Here is a 14425-nt window from a genome sequence, read left to right on the forward strand (position 1 = left end):
CTAGCCCTTTTCCCGGCGGTTGACCAGGCGCCAGTTGATGAGGGAGAAGACCACCACGATCATGAAGATCGCCCAGGCGATGGCCGCTCCGTAGCCGAAGTCGTTGTTGTCGAAGGTCTGCTGGAAGAAGTAGAGGACCACCGTCTGTCCGGCGTGTTCGGGCCCGCCCGCGAAGGTCGACAGGCCGTCGTTGCGGCCGAGCAGCACCTGGGACTCGGAGAACGACTGCAAGCCGGTGACCGTGGAGACCACCACGGTGAAGAGGATGACCGGGCGCATCATCGGCATGGTGACCGAGAAGAAGGTCCGGATCGGCCCGGCCCCGTCGACCCTCGCCGCCTCGTAGAGCTCGGTCGGGATGGTCTGGAGACCGGCCAGGAAGATGATCGCGTTGTACCCGGTCCACTGCCACGTCATCAGCGCGGCGACGGCGACCTTGATGCCCCAGGGCTCGTTCAGCCAGGCCACCTCGCTGATGCCGACGGTCTTCAGCACGGCGTTCATCAGGCCGAAGCTGGTGGAGAAGATGGAGCCGAAGATGACCGCGACGGCGACGACCGAGGTGACGGACGGCACGAAGTAGGCGAAGCGGTACAGGCCCTTGAAGCGCACCGCGGAGTTCAGCATCACGGCGCTGACCAGGGCGATGAACAGCATGGGCAGCGTGCCCATGGCCCAGATCTCCACCGTGTTGAGCACCGCGTCCCAGAACTGGGTGTCGGCGAGCAGATAGCGGAACTGCGACAGCCCCGCGTACTCCATGTCCCCCAGACCGTCCCAGCGCTGGAAGGCGAGGAAGAGGGAGAAGCCGGCCGGGACCAGGCCGAAGCAGAGGAACAGCAGATAGAACGGTGAGATCGCCGCGTACAGCCGCCAGTGGCGGCGGATGCCGCCCTTGCGGCTGTACGGCGCCGTGGCTGCCGTGCCCGCCGTTCCCGCGGGGCTCGGCGCGGCCGCGACCGCCGCGGCCGGTGCGGTCTTCATGTCGGCCATGGCTCAGCTCACCCCCAGGTGGTCCGCGATGCGTCGGCATGTGCTCATGGCGTCCCGCCAGGCTCGCCTCGGGTCCTTGCCGGAGACGTGGACGGAGGTCAGCTCGTCCATGATCGGCTGCTTGAGGGCCACGTCGTACGGGCTGTAGTAGGCGATCTGGATCCGCTGAGCGGCCCGGGCGAAGATGTCGTTGGTGATCTGACCGCCGAAGAAGGGGTCGGGCTCGCGCATCGCGGCCATCTCGTAGGACGCCGGGGTGGAGGGGAAGAGCGACGCCTCCACGAAGCCGCGGGTCTGGTTCTCGGGGCCGAGCAGCCAGGTGATGATCTCGAAGGCCACCTCGGGTCTGCGGCAGTACTTGGTGATCCCCAGGAACGAGCCGCCGTCGTTGGCCGGCCGCTCGGGCATCGAGGACACCCGCCACTTGCCGGCGGACTTCGTGAGCTGCGACTTGAAGTCCCCGGACACCCACGAGGCGCCGAGCTGGCTGGGCAGTCTGCCGTCCTCCAGCGCCGCGGTCTGGTCGACCGTGCCGGACTTGAAGGGGGAGACGAGACCTCGTTTCTTGCACTCCAGCGCCAGATCCCAGGCGCGGACGATGTGTTCCTGGTCGCCGATGAAGTGGCGGTCCTTGTCGACGAAGCGCTTCGCCGACTGGCCGATGCCCATGTTGAGCACCGCCAGCAGGTCGTTGACCAGGTACGCGCCCTTGACCCGCTTGACCAGCCGCTCGCCCGCGGCGAAGTAGTCGTCCCAGGTGCTCATGGCGGCGGCCACCTCGGCGGGCTCGGTGGGCAGGCCCGCCTTGGCGAAGACGTCGGGGCGGTAGTAGTGCACACAGGGGCCGGTGTCGATGGGGAAGCCGATCTGACGGCCGTCGTCGGCGGTGCCCTGGGCCCACTTCCAGTCCAGGTACTGGCTCTTGAGCCGGTCCGCGCCGAGGGTGTTGAGGTCGATGAACTGGTCGGCGTTGGACAGCAGCGAGGCGATGTCCTCGCCCTTCAGGCCGGTGATGTCGGGCGCGTAGGCGCGGGCGGTCAGTGTCGTCAGCAGCTTGGAGCGGAAGTATCCGCCGATCTGGGTGGCCTTGAGGTCGACCTGGGTGAAGCGCTTGGCGGCGTCCTCCACCAGCTTGTCGCTCAGTCCACCACCCCAGTACCAGAGTGTCATGTTCCGGCCGGTCGATCCGGCCGGAACCGCACAGCCCGCGGCCGCGCTGCCCAGCAGGGCGGCCGAGGTGGTTGCCAGGCCCGCGCGAAGCAGTCCTCTGCGTGAGGGGTGCACTGCTTCACCGCCTTTCGGTGTCTCGTCGTTGAGGTGTCGGGGTGTTGCCGTGGGGGTGTCCTGGGGAAGGGGCTTTCTGCGAAAAGGTGTGGCGCCGCATCACCACGGCGCGGCCGGTCACCACGGCGTGGCGGGTCACCACGGCGCGGCCGGTCACAGCGGTGTGGCCGGCGCTTCCGGCGGAGGCGGGCCGACGCCCGCGGGGATCCGGTCGGCGAGGAAGCCGTACGTCCGGCGGAGTTCCCCGGCGCCGGGGTCGGCCACGACCTCGTGCCACCACTCCGCGACGCCGCCCCAGCCGGGCGCCGCCAGGGCTCCGCCGTGGCGGCGGGTGGACAGCCCCGAGGCGAGCACCGCGAAGCGCAGCCGTTCGGCGAGGGGCCAGCCGGCCAGGGTGGCGGCGACGAAGCTCGCGCCGAAGACATCGCCGGCGCCCGTGGCGTCCAGGACATCGATGTCGAGCGCGTCGGCCTCGGCGTGCTCCCCGGTGTCCTGGTCCACCGCGATCGCCCCGTCCCGGCCGCGGGTGACCACGGCGACCGGCACCAGGTCGGTGAGCGCGCGCAGGGCCGCCCGCGGGGTGGCGGTACGGGTGTACGCCATGGCCTCGGCCTCGTTGGGCAGGAAGGCGTGGCACAGGGAGAGCTGGTCGAGCAGATCCGTGGACCACCGCTGGGAGGGATCCCAGCCGACGTCGGCGAAGACCCGGGTGCCCGAGGCGGCCGCCTTGGCGATCCAGTCCTGTGGCTCGGGGCCGATGTGCACGAGCGCGGAGCGGGCGGCCGGCGGGTCGCCGATCAGCTCGTCCTGGCCGTACGGGGGCTCCGCGCCACCGGTGACCAGCGCCCGGTCCGCGCCCAGCGCCAGCGAGACGGTGACGGGCGTGTGCCAGCCGGTGGGTGCCGTACGGGACGGCGAGAGGTCGACACCCTCCTGCCCGGCGAGCACCTCACGGCAGTAGCGGCCGTAGAGGTCGTCGCCGAACACGGTGGCCAGCGAGGTGCGCAGCCCGAAGCGGGCGGCGGCCACCGCGAGGTTCGCGATGCCGCCGGGGCCACTGCCCATACCCCTGGCCCAGATCTCCTCGCCCGGCACGGGTCCCCGGCCGAGGCCGGTGAAGACCAGGTCGTAGAAGAGCAGACCGGTGAGCAGGACGTCGGGAGGGGTATCGCCCGGTGACCCGTCGGGGAGCGGCTCGCTCACGAGCGCGTCCTCTCGTCAAAGGTGTGCAAGTTCTGACGTGGATCGTGGGCTACCTGAGCAAAGTTTTCAAGACCTCATCAAAAACAAGCATGGAGTTGATTGAAATTGCAGGGTAGTGTGCGCCGCATGCTGGCAGAGCGACGACACCAACTCATCCTGCGGGCATTGCGCTCCGGTGGCCCCGCATCCGTGACCGACCTCTCCTCCGAGCTGGGGGTGAGCGCCGCCACCGTGCGCCGCGACCTGATCAGACTGGAGGAGGACGGCCTGCTCACCCGGGTGCACGGGGGCGCCGTGGCGGAGGACGGCGATCAGCCCTTCGCCGAGGTCGCGGAGGTCCGGGTCACCGACAAGGACGCCGTGGCGGAGCGCGCCGCCGCGATGGTCCAGGACGGCCAGACGGTGCTGCTCGACATCGGCACCACCGCCTACCGCCTGGCCCGGCAGCTCCACGGCCGCCGCCTCACCGTGATCACCAGCAATCTGGTGGTGTACGAGGAGCTGGCGGAGGACACCGGGATAGAACTGGTGCTGCCCGGGGGCGTGGTGCGCCGTGAGTACCGCTCGCTGGTGGGCTTCCTCACCGAGGACAGCCTGCGCCAGTTGCACGCCGACTGGCTGTTCCTGGGCACGAGCGGCATCCGGCCCGGTGGCCATGTGATGGACACGACCGTGGTCGAGGTGCCGGTGAAGCGGGCGATGATGGCCGCCGCCGAGAAGACGGTGCTGCTCGCGGACGCCGGGAAGTTCCCCGGCCGGGGGGTGGCCAAGGTGTGCGGTCCGCAGGACATCGACATCGTGGTGACCAACGCGTCCGCGGATCAGGCCACCTGTGCGGTCCTCGCCGAGGCCGGTGTCGAAGTGATCAAGGTCTGATCGCTCCCGGAGCGGACAGCGAGTCGGGACATCTCGGAGGTTCTTCAGTGAGACTGACCATTCTCGGCGGCGGGGGATTCCGGGTGCCGCTGGTGTACGGGGCGCTGCTCGCCGATCGCGGGGAGGGCCGGGTCACCCGCGTGACCCTGCACGACCTGGACGCCGGCCGGCTCTCCGCCATCGCCCGGGTGCTGGCCGAGCAGGCCGCGGACCATCCGGACGCACCGACCGTGACCGTCACCACGGACCTGGACGAGGCGCTCAAGGGTGCCGACTTCGTGTTCTCCGCGATCCGCGTCGGCGGCCTGGAGGGGCGGGCGGCCGATGAGCGGGTGGCGCTGGCCGAGGGCGTGCTGGGGCAGGAGACGGTCGGCGCCGGTGGCATCGCGTACGGGCTGCGCACCCTGCCGGTGGTGGACCACATCGCCCGGCGGGTGGCCGCGCTGGCCCCGGACGCCTGGTTCATCAACTTCACCAACCCGGCCGGTCTCGTCACCGAGGCCATGTCCCGCCACCTGGGCGACCGGGTGATCGGCATCTGTGACTCGCCCGTGGGCCTGGGCCGCCGGGTGGCCCGCGCGCTCGGTGCCGAGCGTCCGCGGGACGCGTGGATCGACTATGTGGGGCTGAACCATCTGGGCTGGCTGCGCGGGCTGTACTTCGACGGCCGCGACCAGTTGCCGCGGCTGCTCGCCGACCAGGAGCTGCTGGGCTCTTTCGAAGAGGGCAAGCTCTTCGGCCCGGAGTGGATCCAGTCGCTGGGCGCCGTCCCCAACGAGTATCTGCACTACTACTACTTCAACCGCGAGGCGGTGACGGCGTACCGGGAGGCGCGGCAGACCCGCGGCGCCTTCCTGTGCCAGCAGCAGGCCCGGTTCTACGACTCCCTGCGCGACCCGGCCGCGCCCGCGCTGAGGACGTGGGACGACACCCGGGCCGAGCGCGAGGCCACGTACATGGCGGAGAACCGCGAGGCGGCGGGCGCGGGGGAGCGGGACGAGGAGTCCCTGACCGAGTCCGGCGGCTACGAGAAGGTGGCCCTGGCCCTGATGCGGGCCATCGCCCGCGACGAGCGCACGACGCTGATCCTCAACGTGCGCAACCGCACCACACTGTCCGCCCTGGACGAGGACGCGGTCATCGAGGTCCCCTGTCTGGTCGACGGCAACGGCGCCCACCCGGTGGCCGTTTCCCCGCTCCCCGCACACGCCACCGGCCTGGTCTGCTCGGTCAAGGCGGTGGAGCGCGAGGCCCTCGCGGCGGCCGCCTCCCGCTCCCGCGCCGCGGCCGTCAAGGCGTTCGCCCTGCACCCCCTCATCGATTCGGTGGAGGTGGCCCGCCGCCTGGTGGACGCCTACCGCCAGGCACATCCCGGGCTCGCGTACCTCACCTGAGCGGTCCGCTGAAAGTGTCGCGATGCGTCGTCGGCCGACTGCGGCGCCGTCGTGGCTGGTCGCGCCCACGCGGCGGAGCCGCACATCGACACAGACCCGCGCCCCTTCGGGGCGCTTCCCGAACCGTAGCGATCCCCGAGCAACGCGGCCGCGGCCGACCCCATGCCGTCAACCCCCACCCCCGAAAAGAGTTCCCCGTGCACGATGAACGCCGCCGGATCGAGGAGCGCGTCGCGCGCATTCACGACCAGCGCATCAAGCCCGCCGTCTACTCCGCCACCACCCCGCTGACCGTCGAAGCCTGGCAGGCCCCCGGCGAGCCGGTGCCCTTCGCCGAGGCCGCGCGGGCCCCGTACGAGCCGTTCGCGATGGACACGCCCTGGGGTCCGCCGTGGGGCACCACCTGGTTCCGCATGCGCGGACGGGTGCCCGCGGAGTGGGCGGGCAAGCGCGTCGAGACGGTGGTCGACCTCGGCTTCGTCGGCGACTGGCCCGGCAACCAGGCCGAGGCCCTCGTCCATCTGCCGGACGGCCGGCCCCTGAAGGCCGTCAACCCGCAGAACCAGTACGTGCCCGTGGCCCGTGAAGCCGTCGGTGGCGAGGAGATCCACTACCTGGTGGAGGCCGCCTCCAACCCGGACATCCTGGCCGACGACTTCATCGGCCCCACCCCGCTCGGCGACCGGCTCACCGCGGGCGACAAGCCGCTGTACACCTTCCGGCGCGCCGACCTCGCCGTCCTCGACGAGGAGGTCTGGCACCTCTCCCTGGACGTACAGGTCCTGCGCGAGCTGATGCTGGAGCTGGACGTCCACGATCCGCGCCGGCACGAGATCATGACCTGTCTGGACCGGGCCCTGGACGCCCTGGACCTGGACGACCTCTCCGGCACCGCCGCCGACGCCCGCGCCGTGCTGAGGACGGCGCTGGACCGGCCCGCGCACGCCAGCGCGCACATCATGTCGGCGGTCGGCCACGCGCACATCGACTCGGCGTGGCTGTGGCCGATCCGGGAGACCAAGCGCAAGACGTCCCGCACCTTCTCCAACGTCACCGCGCTGGCGGAGGAGTACGAGGAGTTCGTCTTCGCCTGCTCGCAGGCCCAGCAGTACGCCTGGGTGCGCGACCACTACCCGCAGGTGTGGGCCCGTATCCAGCAGGCCGTCAGACGCGGCCAGTGGGCGCCGGTCGGTGGCATGTGGGTGGAGTCGGACGGCAACCTCCCCGGCGGTGAGGCGATAGCCCGGCAACTGGTCCACGGCAAGCGCTTCTTCATCGAGCACTTCGGCATCGAGACCAAGGGCGTGTGGCTGCCGGACTCCTTCGGCTACAACGCGGCCTACCCGCAACTGGCGAAGCTCGCCGGCAACGAGTGGTTCCTCACCCAGAAGCTCTCGTGGAACCAGACCAACAAGCTTCCCCACCACTCCTTCTGGTGGGAGGGCATCGACGGCACCCGCATCTTCACCCACTTCCCGCCGGTGGACACCTACAACGCCGAGTTCTCCGGCAAGGAGATGGCGCACGCGGTGCGCAACTACCAGGACAAGGGCGTGGGCACCCGCTCGCTCGCCCCGTTCGGGCACGGCGACGGCGGTGGCGGCCCCACCCGCGAGATGATGGAGCGCGCCCGCCGCCTCGCCGACCTGGAGGGCTCGGCGAGGGTGAGGATCGAGCACCCGGACGTGTTCTTCGCGGAGGCGAGCGAGGAGGTCCCGAAGGACCAGGTGTGGTCCGGGGAGCTGTATCTGGAGCTGCACCGCGCCACGTACACCTCACAGGCCCGCACCAAGCAGGGCAATCGGCGCAGCGAACACCTGCTGCGCGAGGCCGAGTTGTGGGCCACGACGGCCGCGCTGCACGCGCCGGACTACCGCTATCCGCTGCCGGAGCTGGACCGGCTGTGGAAGACGGTGCTGCTGCACCAGTTCCACGACATCCTGCCCGGGTCGTCGATCGCCTGGGTGCACCGCGAGGCCGAGGCCGAGTACGCGCGGGTGGCGGCGGAGGTGCGGCAGCTCACCGAGCGGGCGCTCGATGCCCTGGCCGCGACCGGTGACGGGTCGGCCGCCGTGTTCAACACCAGCCCTCGCGACCGCGCCGAGGTCGTCACGGTGCCGGCGGAGGTCGCCGCAAAGGGGCAGGGGCTGACGGACGGGCAGCGGCTCGCGGACGGTTCGGTGGCCGTGTGGACGCGGGTCCCGGCGAACGGCAGCGCGCCGCTCGTCCCGCGCGGGACGCCCCCGCGTCCGGTCACCGTCGACGGCCGGGTGCTGGACAACGGCCTGGTGCGGGTGGAGCTCGCGGACGACGGCACCATCGCGTCCGTACGCGACCTGGCGGCCGACCGCGAGGTGCTCGCGCCGGACGCGGCGGGCAACCTGCTCCGCCTCCACAGCGACCTGCCCAACTACTGGGACGCCTGGGACATCGACAAGCACTACCGGAACCGCTACACGGACCTCACCGACGCCGAGTCCATCACGGTGGCCGAGGACGGCCCGCTGCTGGGGGCGCTGCGCGTGGAGCGCGCCTTCGGCAAGGGCTCGCGGATCGCGCAGACCATCGTGGTCCGGGCGGGCAGCCGTCGTGTCGACATCGAGACGGAGATCGACTGGCACGAGGCGGAGAAGATCCTCAAGGCCGCCTTCCCGGTCGATGTGCGGGCCGACCACTCCCGCGCCGAGATCCAGTTCGGCCATGTGCAGCGCCCCACCCACACCAACACGAGCTGGGAGGCGGCCCGTTTCGAGGTGTACGGCCACCGCTGGGTGCACATCGGGGAGCCGGGCTACGGGGTCGCGGTGCTCAACGACGCCACCTACGGCCACGACGTCTCGCGCACCACACGGGAGTCGGACGGCGGGACGACCACGACGGTCCGCCTCTCCCTGGTGCGCGCGCCGCGCGTGCCCGACCCGGAAGCCGACCAGGGCAAGCACCGCTTCACCTACGCGCTGCTGCCGGGCGCGACGGTCGAGGACGCCATCGCGGAGGGGTACGCGCTGAACCTGCCGCTGCGCGTCGGCGCCGCGACCCCGGCGGCCCCCGTGATCACCAGCGACCATCCGGCGGTGACCGTCGAGGCGGTCAAGCTGGCCGACGACGGATCGGGCGATGTGGTGGTGCGGCTGTACGAGTCGCTGGGCGGCCGGGCGCGGGCGGTGCTGCGCACGGGATTCCCGCTCGGCCGGGCCCAGGTCACGGACCTGCTGGAGCGTCCGTCGGCCGAGCGGCCCGCGGAGGTCTCGGCGCTCGGTGCGGGCCAACTGGCCGTGGCGCTAAGGCCGTTCCAGATCCTCACCGTGCGGCTGACCCCCGCCGGCTGAGGTCAGGGGACCCGGTCCGCCGCGGGCGGCGGGGCAGCGGGGTCACCGCCGGGGCCGGGACGGCGGCGAGGACGAGCCAGGGTGCGGCGGACGGCAGGTCAGGACGACCGGTCCGGGAACGGGAGAGCCTCGGCCGCCGTCACCTCGTCCCCGGCCCGTACGCCGTGCAGGACGTGGGCCAGCACCTCGGCTCCGCGCACCACGCGCGGGCCGGGGCGGTTGAAGTAGGCCGGGCCGTCCAGCACCCAGACACTCCCGGCCCGTACGGCGGGGAGGTCGGTCCAGCCCGGCAGGCGGGTGAGCAGGTCCGTCTCCCGCAGGGTCCGCTCGGGCGGGAAGCCGCACGGCAGGACCAGCACCACCTCCGGCCGGGCGGCGCGCACCGCCTCCCAGGTCATCGGGCTGGTGTGCTGACCGGACGCGGCGAGCAGCGGTTCGCCTCCGGCGGTGGCGATCTGGTCGGGGACCCAGTGTCCGGCGGGCCACAGCGGGTCGAGCCATTCGATCGCCACGACCCGCGGCCGGGCCCGGCCCGCCACCGCCCGACGGATCCGGTCGAGGCGGTCGCGCAGCTCGGCCCGGCGCCGCTCGGCGCGCTCGCGCACGCCGAGCAGCTCGCCCACTGTCACCAGGCAGTCCAGCACATCGTCGAGCGTGCGCGGATCCAGGCTGAGGACGCGGGTGCCGGCGTCCAGCGCCCGGACGGCCCGGCTCACCTTCCGGTACGACACGGCGCACACCTCGCACAGGTCCTGAGTGAGCACCACATCGGGGCGCACGGCCGCCAGCGCCTCGGTGTCGAGGGTGTAGAGCGACGACCCGGAGTGTGTCGCGCCGCCGACCGCGTCGGAGATCTCCCGGCTGGTGAGGGCGTCCTGGTCGAGGCCGGTGGCGGTCACCACGGGGATGTCCGCCACCGCTTCCGGCGGCCAGTCGCATTCGTGGGTCCGGCCGGCCAAGTGCTCGGCGAGTCCGAGTTCGGCGACGATGTCGGTCGCGGCGGGCAGCAGGGAGACGATGCGCATACCGCGACTGTAGGCGGGTTGTCCGGGACATTGGTGACAGGCGGCGCGTGGCTGCCGGCGTCTCACCAGGTGGGCGGTCTTGGCCAGGCATCCGACACGCGGTACCGTCGGTGCGATATCGACGATGGCCTGACGGAAGCCGGTGGGAATCCGGCACGGTCGCGCCACTGTGAACGAGACGTATCCGAAGGGGACGTCCCGTGAGTCAGACCCGCGGCCATCGTCCTGTGCACCACCGAGATGGGACGCGAACTCCCTTAGGAGGCCACTGTCATGGCGCAGCATGTCGCGCAGCCGACAGCCACCACTCCCGCCCTTCCCGCCACGCTGCCGCTGAAGGCGATAGCTCCCTGGGCCGTCTTCTTCGGCATCCTGATGCTGGTCCTGCTGTACTTCGTCGGCGCCGAGCAGGGCGCCACCGCGGTCGTCTCCGGCGAGGGCGTCCACGAGTGGGTGCATGACGCCCGTCATCTGCTCGGCTTCCCCTGCCACTGACGCGAGGGACGCGGCACGCCCATGAACTCCGCAACAGTAAGAAACCTGCTGGTGCGGGGCATGCTCGCCGGTCTTGGTGCCGGTGTGCTCGCCCTGATCGCCGCCTATTTCCTCGGTGAGCCGAACGTCGACCGCGCGATCGGCTTCGAGGAGGCCCACGCCCCCGCGCACGAGCACGAGCACGAGGTCGAGATCGTCTCCCGCGGTCTTCAGTCCACCGCCGGCCTGGCCACCGGTGTGCTGATCTACGGGATCGCGTTCGGCGGCATCGCCGCCCTCGCCTACTGCGTCGCCCTCGGCCGCGTCGGCCGATTCACCCCGCGGGCCACCGCACTGCTGCTGTCCGGCTGTGCGCTGCTCGCGGTCTATGTCGTGCCGTTCCTGAAGTACCCGGCCAACCCGCCCGCCGTCGGCAACGGCGACACCATCGGCAAGCGGACGACGCTGTACTTCCTGATGATGGTGCTCAGCGTGCTGCTCGCGATCGCCGCCACCATCCTCGGCAAGCGGCTCGCCCCGAAGCTGGGCACCTGGTACGCCACCGTCGCCGCGGTGGCCGCCTTCGCCGTCGTCATCGGGCCGGCGTACGCCTTCCTGCCCGTCGTCAACGAGGTCCCGGCGGACTTCCCGGCCACCGTCCTGTGGCGGTTCCGGCTGTCCGCCCTCGCCATGCAGGTGATCCTGTGGGGTGGCTTCGGTCTCCTCTTCGGCGAACTCGCCGAGCGGATGCTGAACCCCAAGCCCGCGAAGGCCGATGAGAGCCGGGCGATGGCGGCCGCCCCGAACTGACTGACCATGCCGAGACGCACGAGGGCCCGCGGAACCGTCCGGGGGCCCTCTCGCGTGGTGAGGGCACGTCCGATCCCCCGAACCGCGGCCCCGGAGGCACCCGTGCGGGGCGCCTGGAGTCACGTCCGCGTGGGCAGGTGCCGCAATCCGTTCTCCAGCAGCGCGAACGCGTGCTCCGCGTCGGCCACCGCGCCCGCGTAGCGCTCGTCGGCCGGCTCCCCGTATGTCACGCGTTCGGTGTTGTCCTGCGCCAGTGACCACTGGACCGCGACGATTTGGACGGCGGCCAGCCGCGCGGTGAGCTCCGGGGTGTCCGCCGTCTCCCGCAGCGCCTGCGCGAGCGCGCGTTCGGCACCGGCCTTGAACCGCTCCATCCGGGCCACCAGCGAGGGGGTGTCGAGGATCATCCGGGTGAGCTTGAGGATCTGGGGATGGTCGTTGAGGCCGGTGATCGGGTCCCGTTCGCGCAGGCCCTTGAGGAAGTGCTCGCGCAGTGCGGTCAGCGGGGCGGTACGGGGCGGGCGGGCCCGTACGACGCGGGCGCTTTCGGTCTCGTGGTCGGCGAGGCGGTGCACGACGAGGTCTTCCTTCGCCGGGAAGTAGGCGAAGAGCGTGCGCTTGGACACCTCGGCCGCCTCGGCCACCTGGGCCACCGAGACCTGGTTGAAGCCGTGTTCGAGGAAGAGCCTGATCGCCGCCTTGGAGATCGCGGCGTGGGTCCGCTGCTTCTTCCGCTCCCGTAGCCCTGGCTTGCCGTCCACGACGTCCACCGTAGCAGAGTATTGCCCCCAGGAGATTTCTGCACCTGGTATACATATAGACCGAGGCGAGAAATCGAGGAGGAGTGGCAATGTCGACGGAGAAGGCGGAGAAGACGGACACGACGGAGTACACGACCGACGTCGTCATCGCGGGCGCCGGCCCGACCGGGCTGATGCTGGCGTACGAACTGGCGCTGGCCGGGGCCCGGACCCTGGTGCTGGAGAAGCTGGACCAGCGCATCGAGCAGGTGAAGGGCGGTGCGATCCAGCCCCGTACGGCCGAACTGCTGGAGTCGCGCGGGCTTTTGGAGCCGATGCTGCGGCGGGCCATTCCGCGTGACCCGGTGGGCGGGAACTTCGCGCTGCTGCCCGTGCCCTTGGACTGCACCCCCTGGCAGACCCGGCACAACGGCCCGATCGCCATTCCCCAGTGGAAGATCGAGGAGGTGCTCGAGGAGCGGGCGATCGCCGCGGGCGCGCGGGTTCTGCGCTCCACCGCCGTCTCGAAGGTCGAGGGGGGCGAGGACGGCGTGGCCGTGACGGCGGACGGCCTGGAGGTGCGGGCGCGCTATCTGGTGGCGTGCGACGGCGGCCACAGCACGGTGCGCAAACTGCTCGAGTTGCCGTTCCCCGGGCGGGCCGGGACTCATCAGGCGGTACTGACCGACATCCGGCTGACCGCGGCGTCCTCACTGGTGCCGAAGCGGATGGCGCACATCAGCACCCTGACCCGTCGCGCAGGCGACTACTGGGCCATGCTGGTCCCGGTCGACGGCGACCTCTACCGCTTCACCTTCGGGCGCGCGGACCAGGCATATACCGCCCGCGACCTCCCCGTCACCCATGAGGAGATCGCCACCGCGCTGCGGGAGGTGTACGGCGAGGAGACCACCCTGGGGGACGTGGTCAACTCCTCGCGCTTCAGCGATGCCACGCGACAGTTGGAGCAGTACCGCGTGGGTCGCGTGCTGTTCGCGGGCGACGCCGCCCATATCCATTCGCCGCTGGGCGCCCAGGGGCTCAATCTCGGTATGCAGGACGCGTTCAACCTCGGTTGGAAACTGGCCGCGGTCATCCAGGACCGGGCGCCGAGCGGCCTCCTGGACAGCTATCACGCCGAACGGCACCCGGCCGCGGCCCGGGTCCTGCATCACACGGCGGCGCAGCGGGTCCTGGCGGACACGAATCCGAGCGAGGACGTGGCCGCACTGCGCGACATCTTCATCGACCTGCTGCGCCTGCCCGATGCCAACCGCCACCTCGCGGGACTGATGTCCGGTCTCTCGCTGCGCTACGAGCTGCCCGGCGAGCATCCCCTCACCGGGCAGCGCGTACCGGACGCCGACCTGGTCACCGAGGCCGGTGTCACCCGGCTGTCGGCGCTGTTCGGCTCGGGCCACTCCGTTCTGCTCGATCTGGCCGGAGCCGTCCCGGAGGGCCTCCGGCTCCCGCCACGCGTCGACCTCGTCCGGGCCACCTGCGCCGACGATCTGGGCGCCGCCGCCCTGCTGATCCGCCCCGACGGCTATGTGTGCTGGGCGGCGGACACCTCGGCCGACTGCGGCGAGACCCTGCTCTCCACCATCGGAAGCGGGCTGGCGAAGGTGCACTGAGCCGGACGCGTCGGACGCTGTGCGGGGGCTCAGTCGTCCAGGGGGAGCAGGACGCGGAAGGTGGCGCCCTCGGCCGGGGCCGTGTGCACCTCCACCCGGCCGTGGTGGGCCGTCACCAGGGAGTGACGATGGCGAGGCCGAGCCCCGCGCCTCCGCTCCGGGTGCGGCCGCGGGCGTCATCCGCGCGGTAGAAGCGGTCGAAGGCGCGGGCGGCCTGCTCCTCGGACATCCCCGGACCCTCGTCGTGCAGCTCCAGCACCGCCAGACCGTCCTGGGTGCCGACGCCGATCCGGACCGGAGTGCCGGGCGGGGTGTGGGCCACCGCGTTCCCGACGAGGTTGGAGGTCACCTGGCGCAGTCTCGCCTCGTCGCCGAGCACCGGCGCGCCACCCGGCGGCCCGCCGCCGGGGCCGGTGAGGGTGACGGGGCGCCGTGGATCGAGGGCGCGCAGGTCGTGCAGGGCGTCGACGGCCAGGGTGCGCAGATCCATCGGAGTGGGATGGAGCGGGAGGTCCGCGACGGCGTACTCGTCGAGGCGGGCGAGCAGCAGCAGGTCCTCGACCAGCCGGACCAGCCGTGCCGCCTCCCGCTCGATACGGCCCATCGCGGCGTCGACATCGGCGCGCCCGGGCATGCCCGGCGGCGCTGCCTCACCGTCGCCGG

Annotated in this window: 11 protein-coding genes, 1 pseudogene and 1 riboswitch; of the genes and pseudogenes, 6 read left to right on the forward strand and 6 right to left on the reverse strand. The window is 71.5% G+C overall.

Annotated features, from left to right (window positions below):
• The 3 genes from ACZ6TD_RS39095 to ACZ6TD_RS39105 form a co-directional block, all read right to left on the reverse strand.
• Complete coding sequence (locus ACZ6TD_RS39095) at positions 1-984, reverse strand: carbohydrate ABC transporter permease (protein WP_471358436.1); 984 nt, start codon at positions 982-984, stop codon at positions 1-3.
• 12 nt (positions 985-996) lie between these two features.
• Entirely contained in the window at positions 997-2277 is a 1281-nt protein-coding gene (locus tag ACZ6TD_RS39100; RefSeq protein ID WP_471345748.1) for an extracellular solute-binding protein, read from the reverse strand.
• Between the two features lie 153 nt (positions 2278-2430).
• The gene (locus tag ACZ6TD_RS39105) at positions 2431-3480 is read right to left on the reverse strand and encodes a PfkB family carbohydrate kinase (RefSeq protein WP_471345750.1); all 1050 of its coding nucleotides are present in this window, start codon (positions 3478-3480) and stop codon (positions 2431-2433) included.
• 126 nt (positions 3481-3606) lie between these two features.
• Here ACZ6TD_RS39105 and ACZ6TD_RS39110 point away from each other — a divergent pair, with 126 nt between their 5' ends.
• The 3 genes from ACZ6TD_RS39110 (at position 3607) to ACZ6TD_RS39120 (ending at position 9079) form a co-directional block, all read left to right on the forward strand.
• Positions 3607-4356, forward strand: coding sequence for a DeoR/GlpR family DNA-binding transcription regulator (locus ACZ6TD_RS39110; protein WP_471345752.1), 750 nt, complete (start codon positions 3607-3609; stop codon positions 4354-4356).
• A 47-nt stretch (positions 4357-4403) separates the two neighbouring features.
• A complete protein-coding gene (locus ACZ6TD_RS39115; protein ID WP_471345754.1) occupies positions 4404-5750 on the forward strand; it encodes a 6-phospho-beta-glucosidase in 1347 nt (448 codons plus the stop codon).
• 197 nt (positions 5751-5947) lie between these two features.
• Positions 5948-9079 (forward strand): alpha-mannosidase, encoded by a 3132-nt coding sequence (locus tag ACZ6TD_RS39120; protein WP_471345756.1) that lies wholly within the window; start codon positions 5948-5950, stop codon positions 9077-9079.
• A gap of 98 nt (positions 9080-9177) precedes the next feature.
• Here ACZ6TD_RS39120 and ACZ6TD_RS39125 read toward each other — a convergent pair whose 3' ends face one another.
• Positions 9178-10104, reverse strand: a complete 927-nt coding sequence (locus tag ACZ6TD_RS39125; protein ID WP_471345758.1) for a cobalamin-binding protein — start codon at positions 10102-10104, stop codon at positions 9178-9180.
• A gap of 82 nt (positions 10105-10186) precedes the next feature.
• A riboswitch (cobalamin riboswitch) is annotated at positions 10187-10321 on the forward strand.
• 56 nt (positions 10322-10377) lie between these two features.
• Here ACZ6TD_RS39125 and ACZ6TD_RS39130 point away from each other — a divergent pair.
• Together ACZ6TD_RS39130 and ACZ6TD_RS39135 are read left to right on the forward strand one after the other, a co-directional pair.
• Positions 10378-10599: a CbtB domain-containing protein gene (locus ACZ6TD_RS39130; RefSeq protein WP_201850408.1), complete on the forward strand. Its 222-nt coding sequence runs from the start codon at positions 10378-10380 to the stop codon at positions 10597-10599.
• Between the two features lie 21 nt (positions 10600-10620).
• Positions 10621-11388 carry a CbtA family protein gene (locus tag ACZ6TD_RS39135; RefSeq protein WP_471345760.1) on the forward strand — a complete coding sequence of 256 codons (768 nt, stop codon included), beginning with the start codon at positions 10621-10623 and terminating at the stop codon, positions 11386-11388.
• Between the two features lie 119 nt (positions 11389-11507).
• Here ACZ6TD_RS39135 and ACZ6TD_RS39140 read toward each other — a convergent pair whose 3' ends face one another.
• The gene (locus ACZ6TD_RS39140) at positions 11508-12149 is read right to left on the reverse strand and encodes a TetR/AcrR family transcriptional regulator (protein ID WP_471345762.1); all 642 of its coding nucleotides are present in this window, start codon (positions 12147-12149) and stop codon (positions 11508-11510) included.
• An 89-nt stretch (positions 12150-12238) separates the two neighbouring features.
• Here ACZ6TD_RS39140 and ACZ6TD_RS39145 point away from each other — a divergent pair, with 89 nt between their 5' ends.
• The gene (locus ACZ6TD_RS39145; protein ID WP_471345764.1) at positions 12239-13762 is read left to right on the forward strand and encodes an FAD-dependent monooxygenase; all 1524 of its coding nucleotides are present in this window, start codon (positions 12239-12241) and stop codon (positions 13760-13762) included.
• Positions 13763-13791: 29 nt separating this feature from the next.
• Here the strand turns inward: ACZ6TD_RS39145 and ACZ6TD_RS39150 are convergent.
• A pseudogene (locus tag ACZ6TD_RS39150) lies at positions 13792-14399 on the reverse strand (sensor histidine kinase); the annotation flags it as partial.
• Between the last annotated feature and the right edge of the window lie 26 nt (positions 14400-14425).

This window comes from Streptomyces yongxingensis, assembly GCF_055597465.1.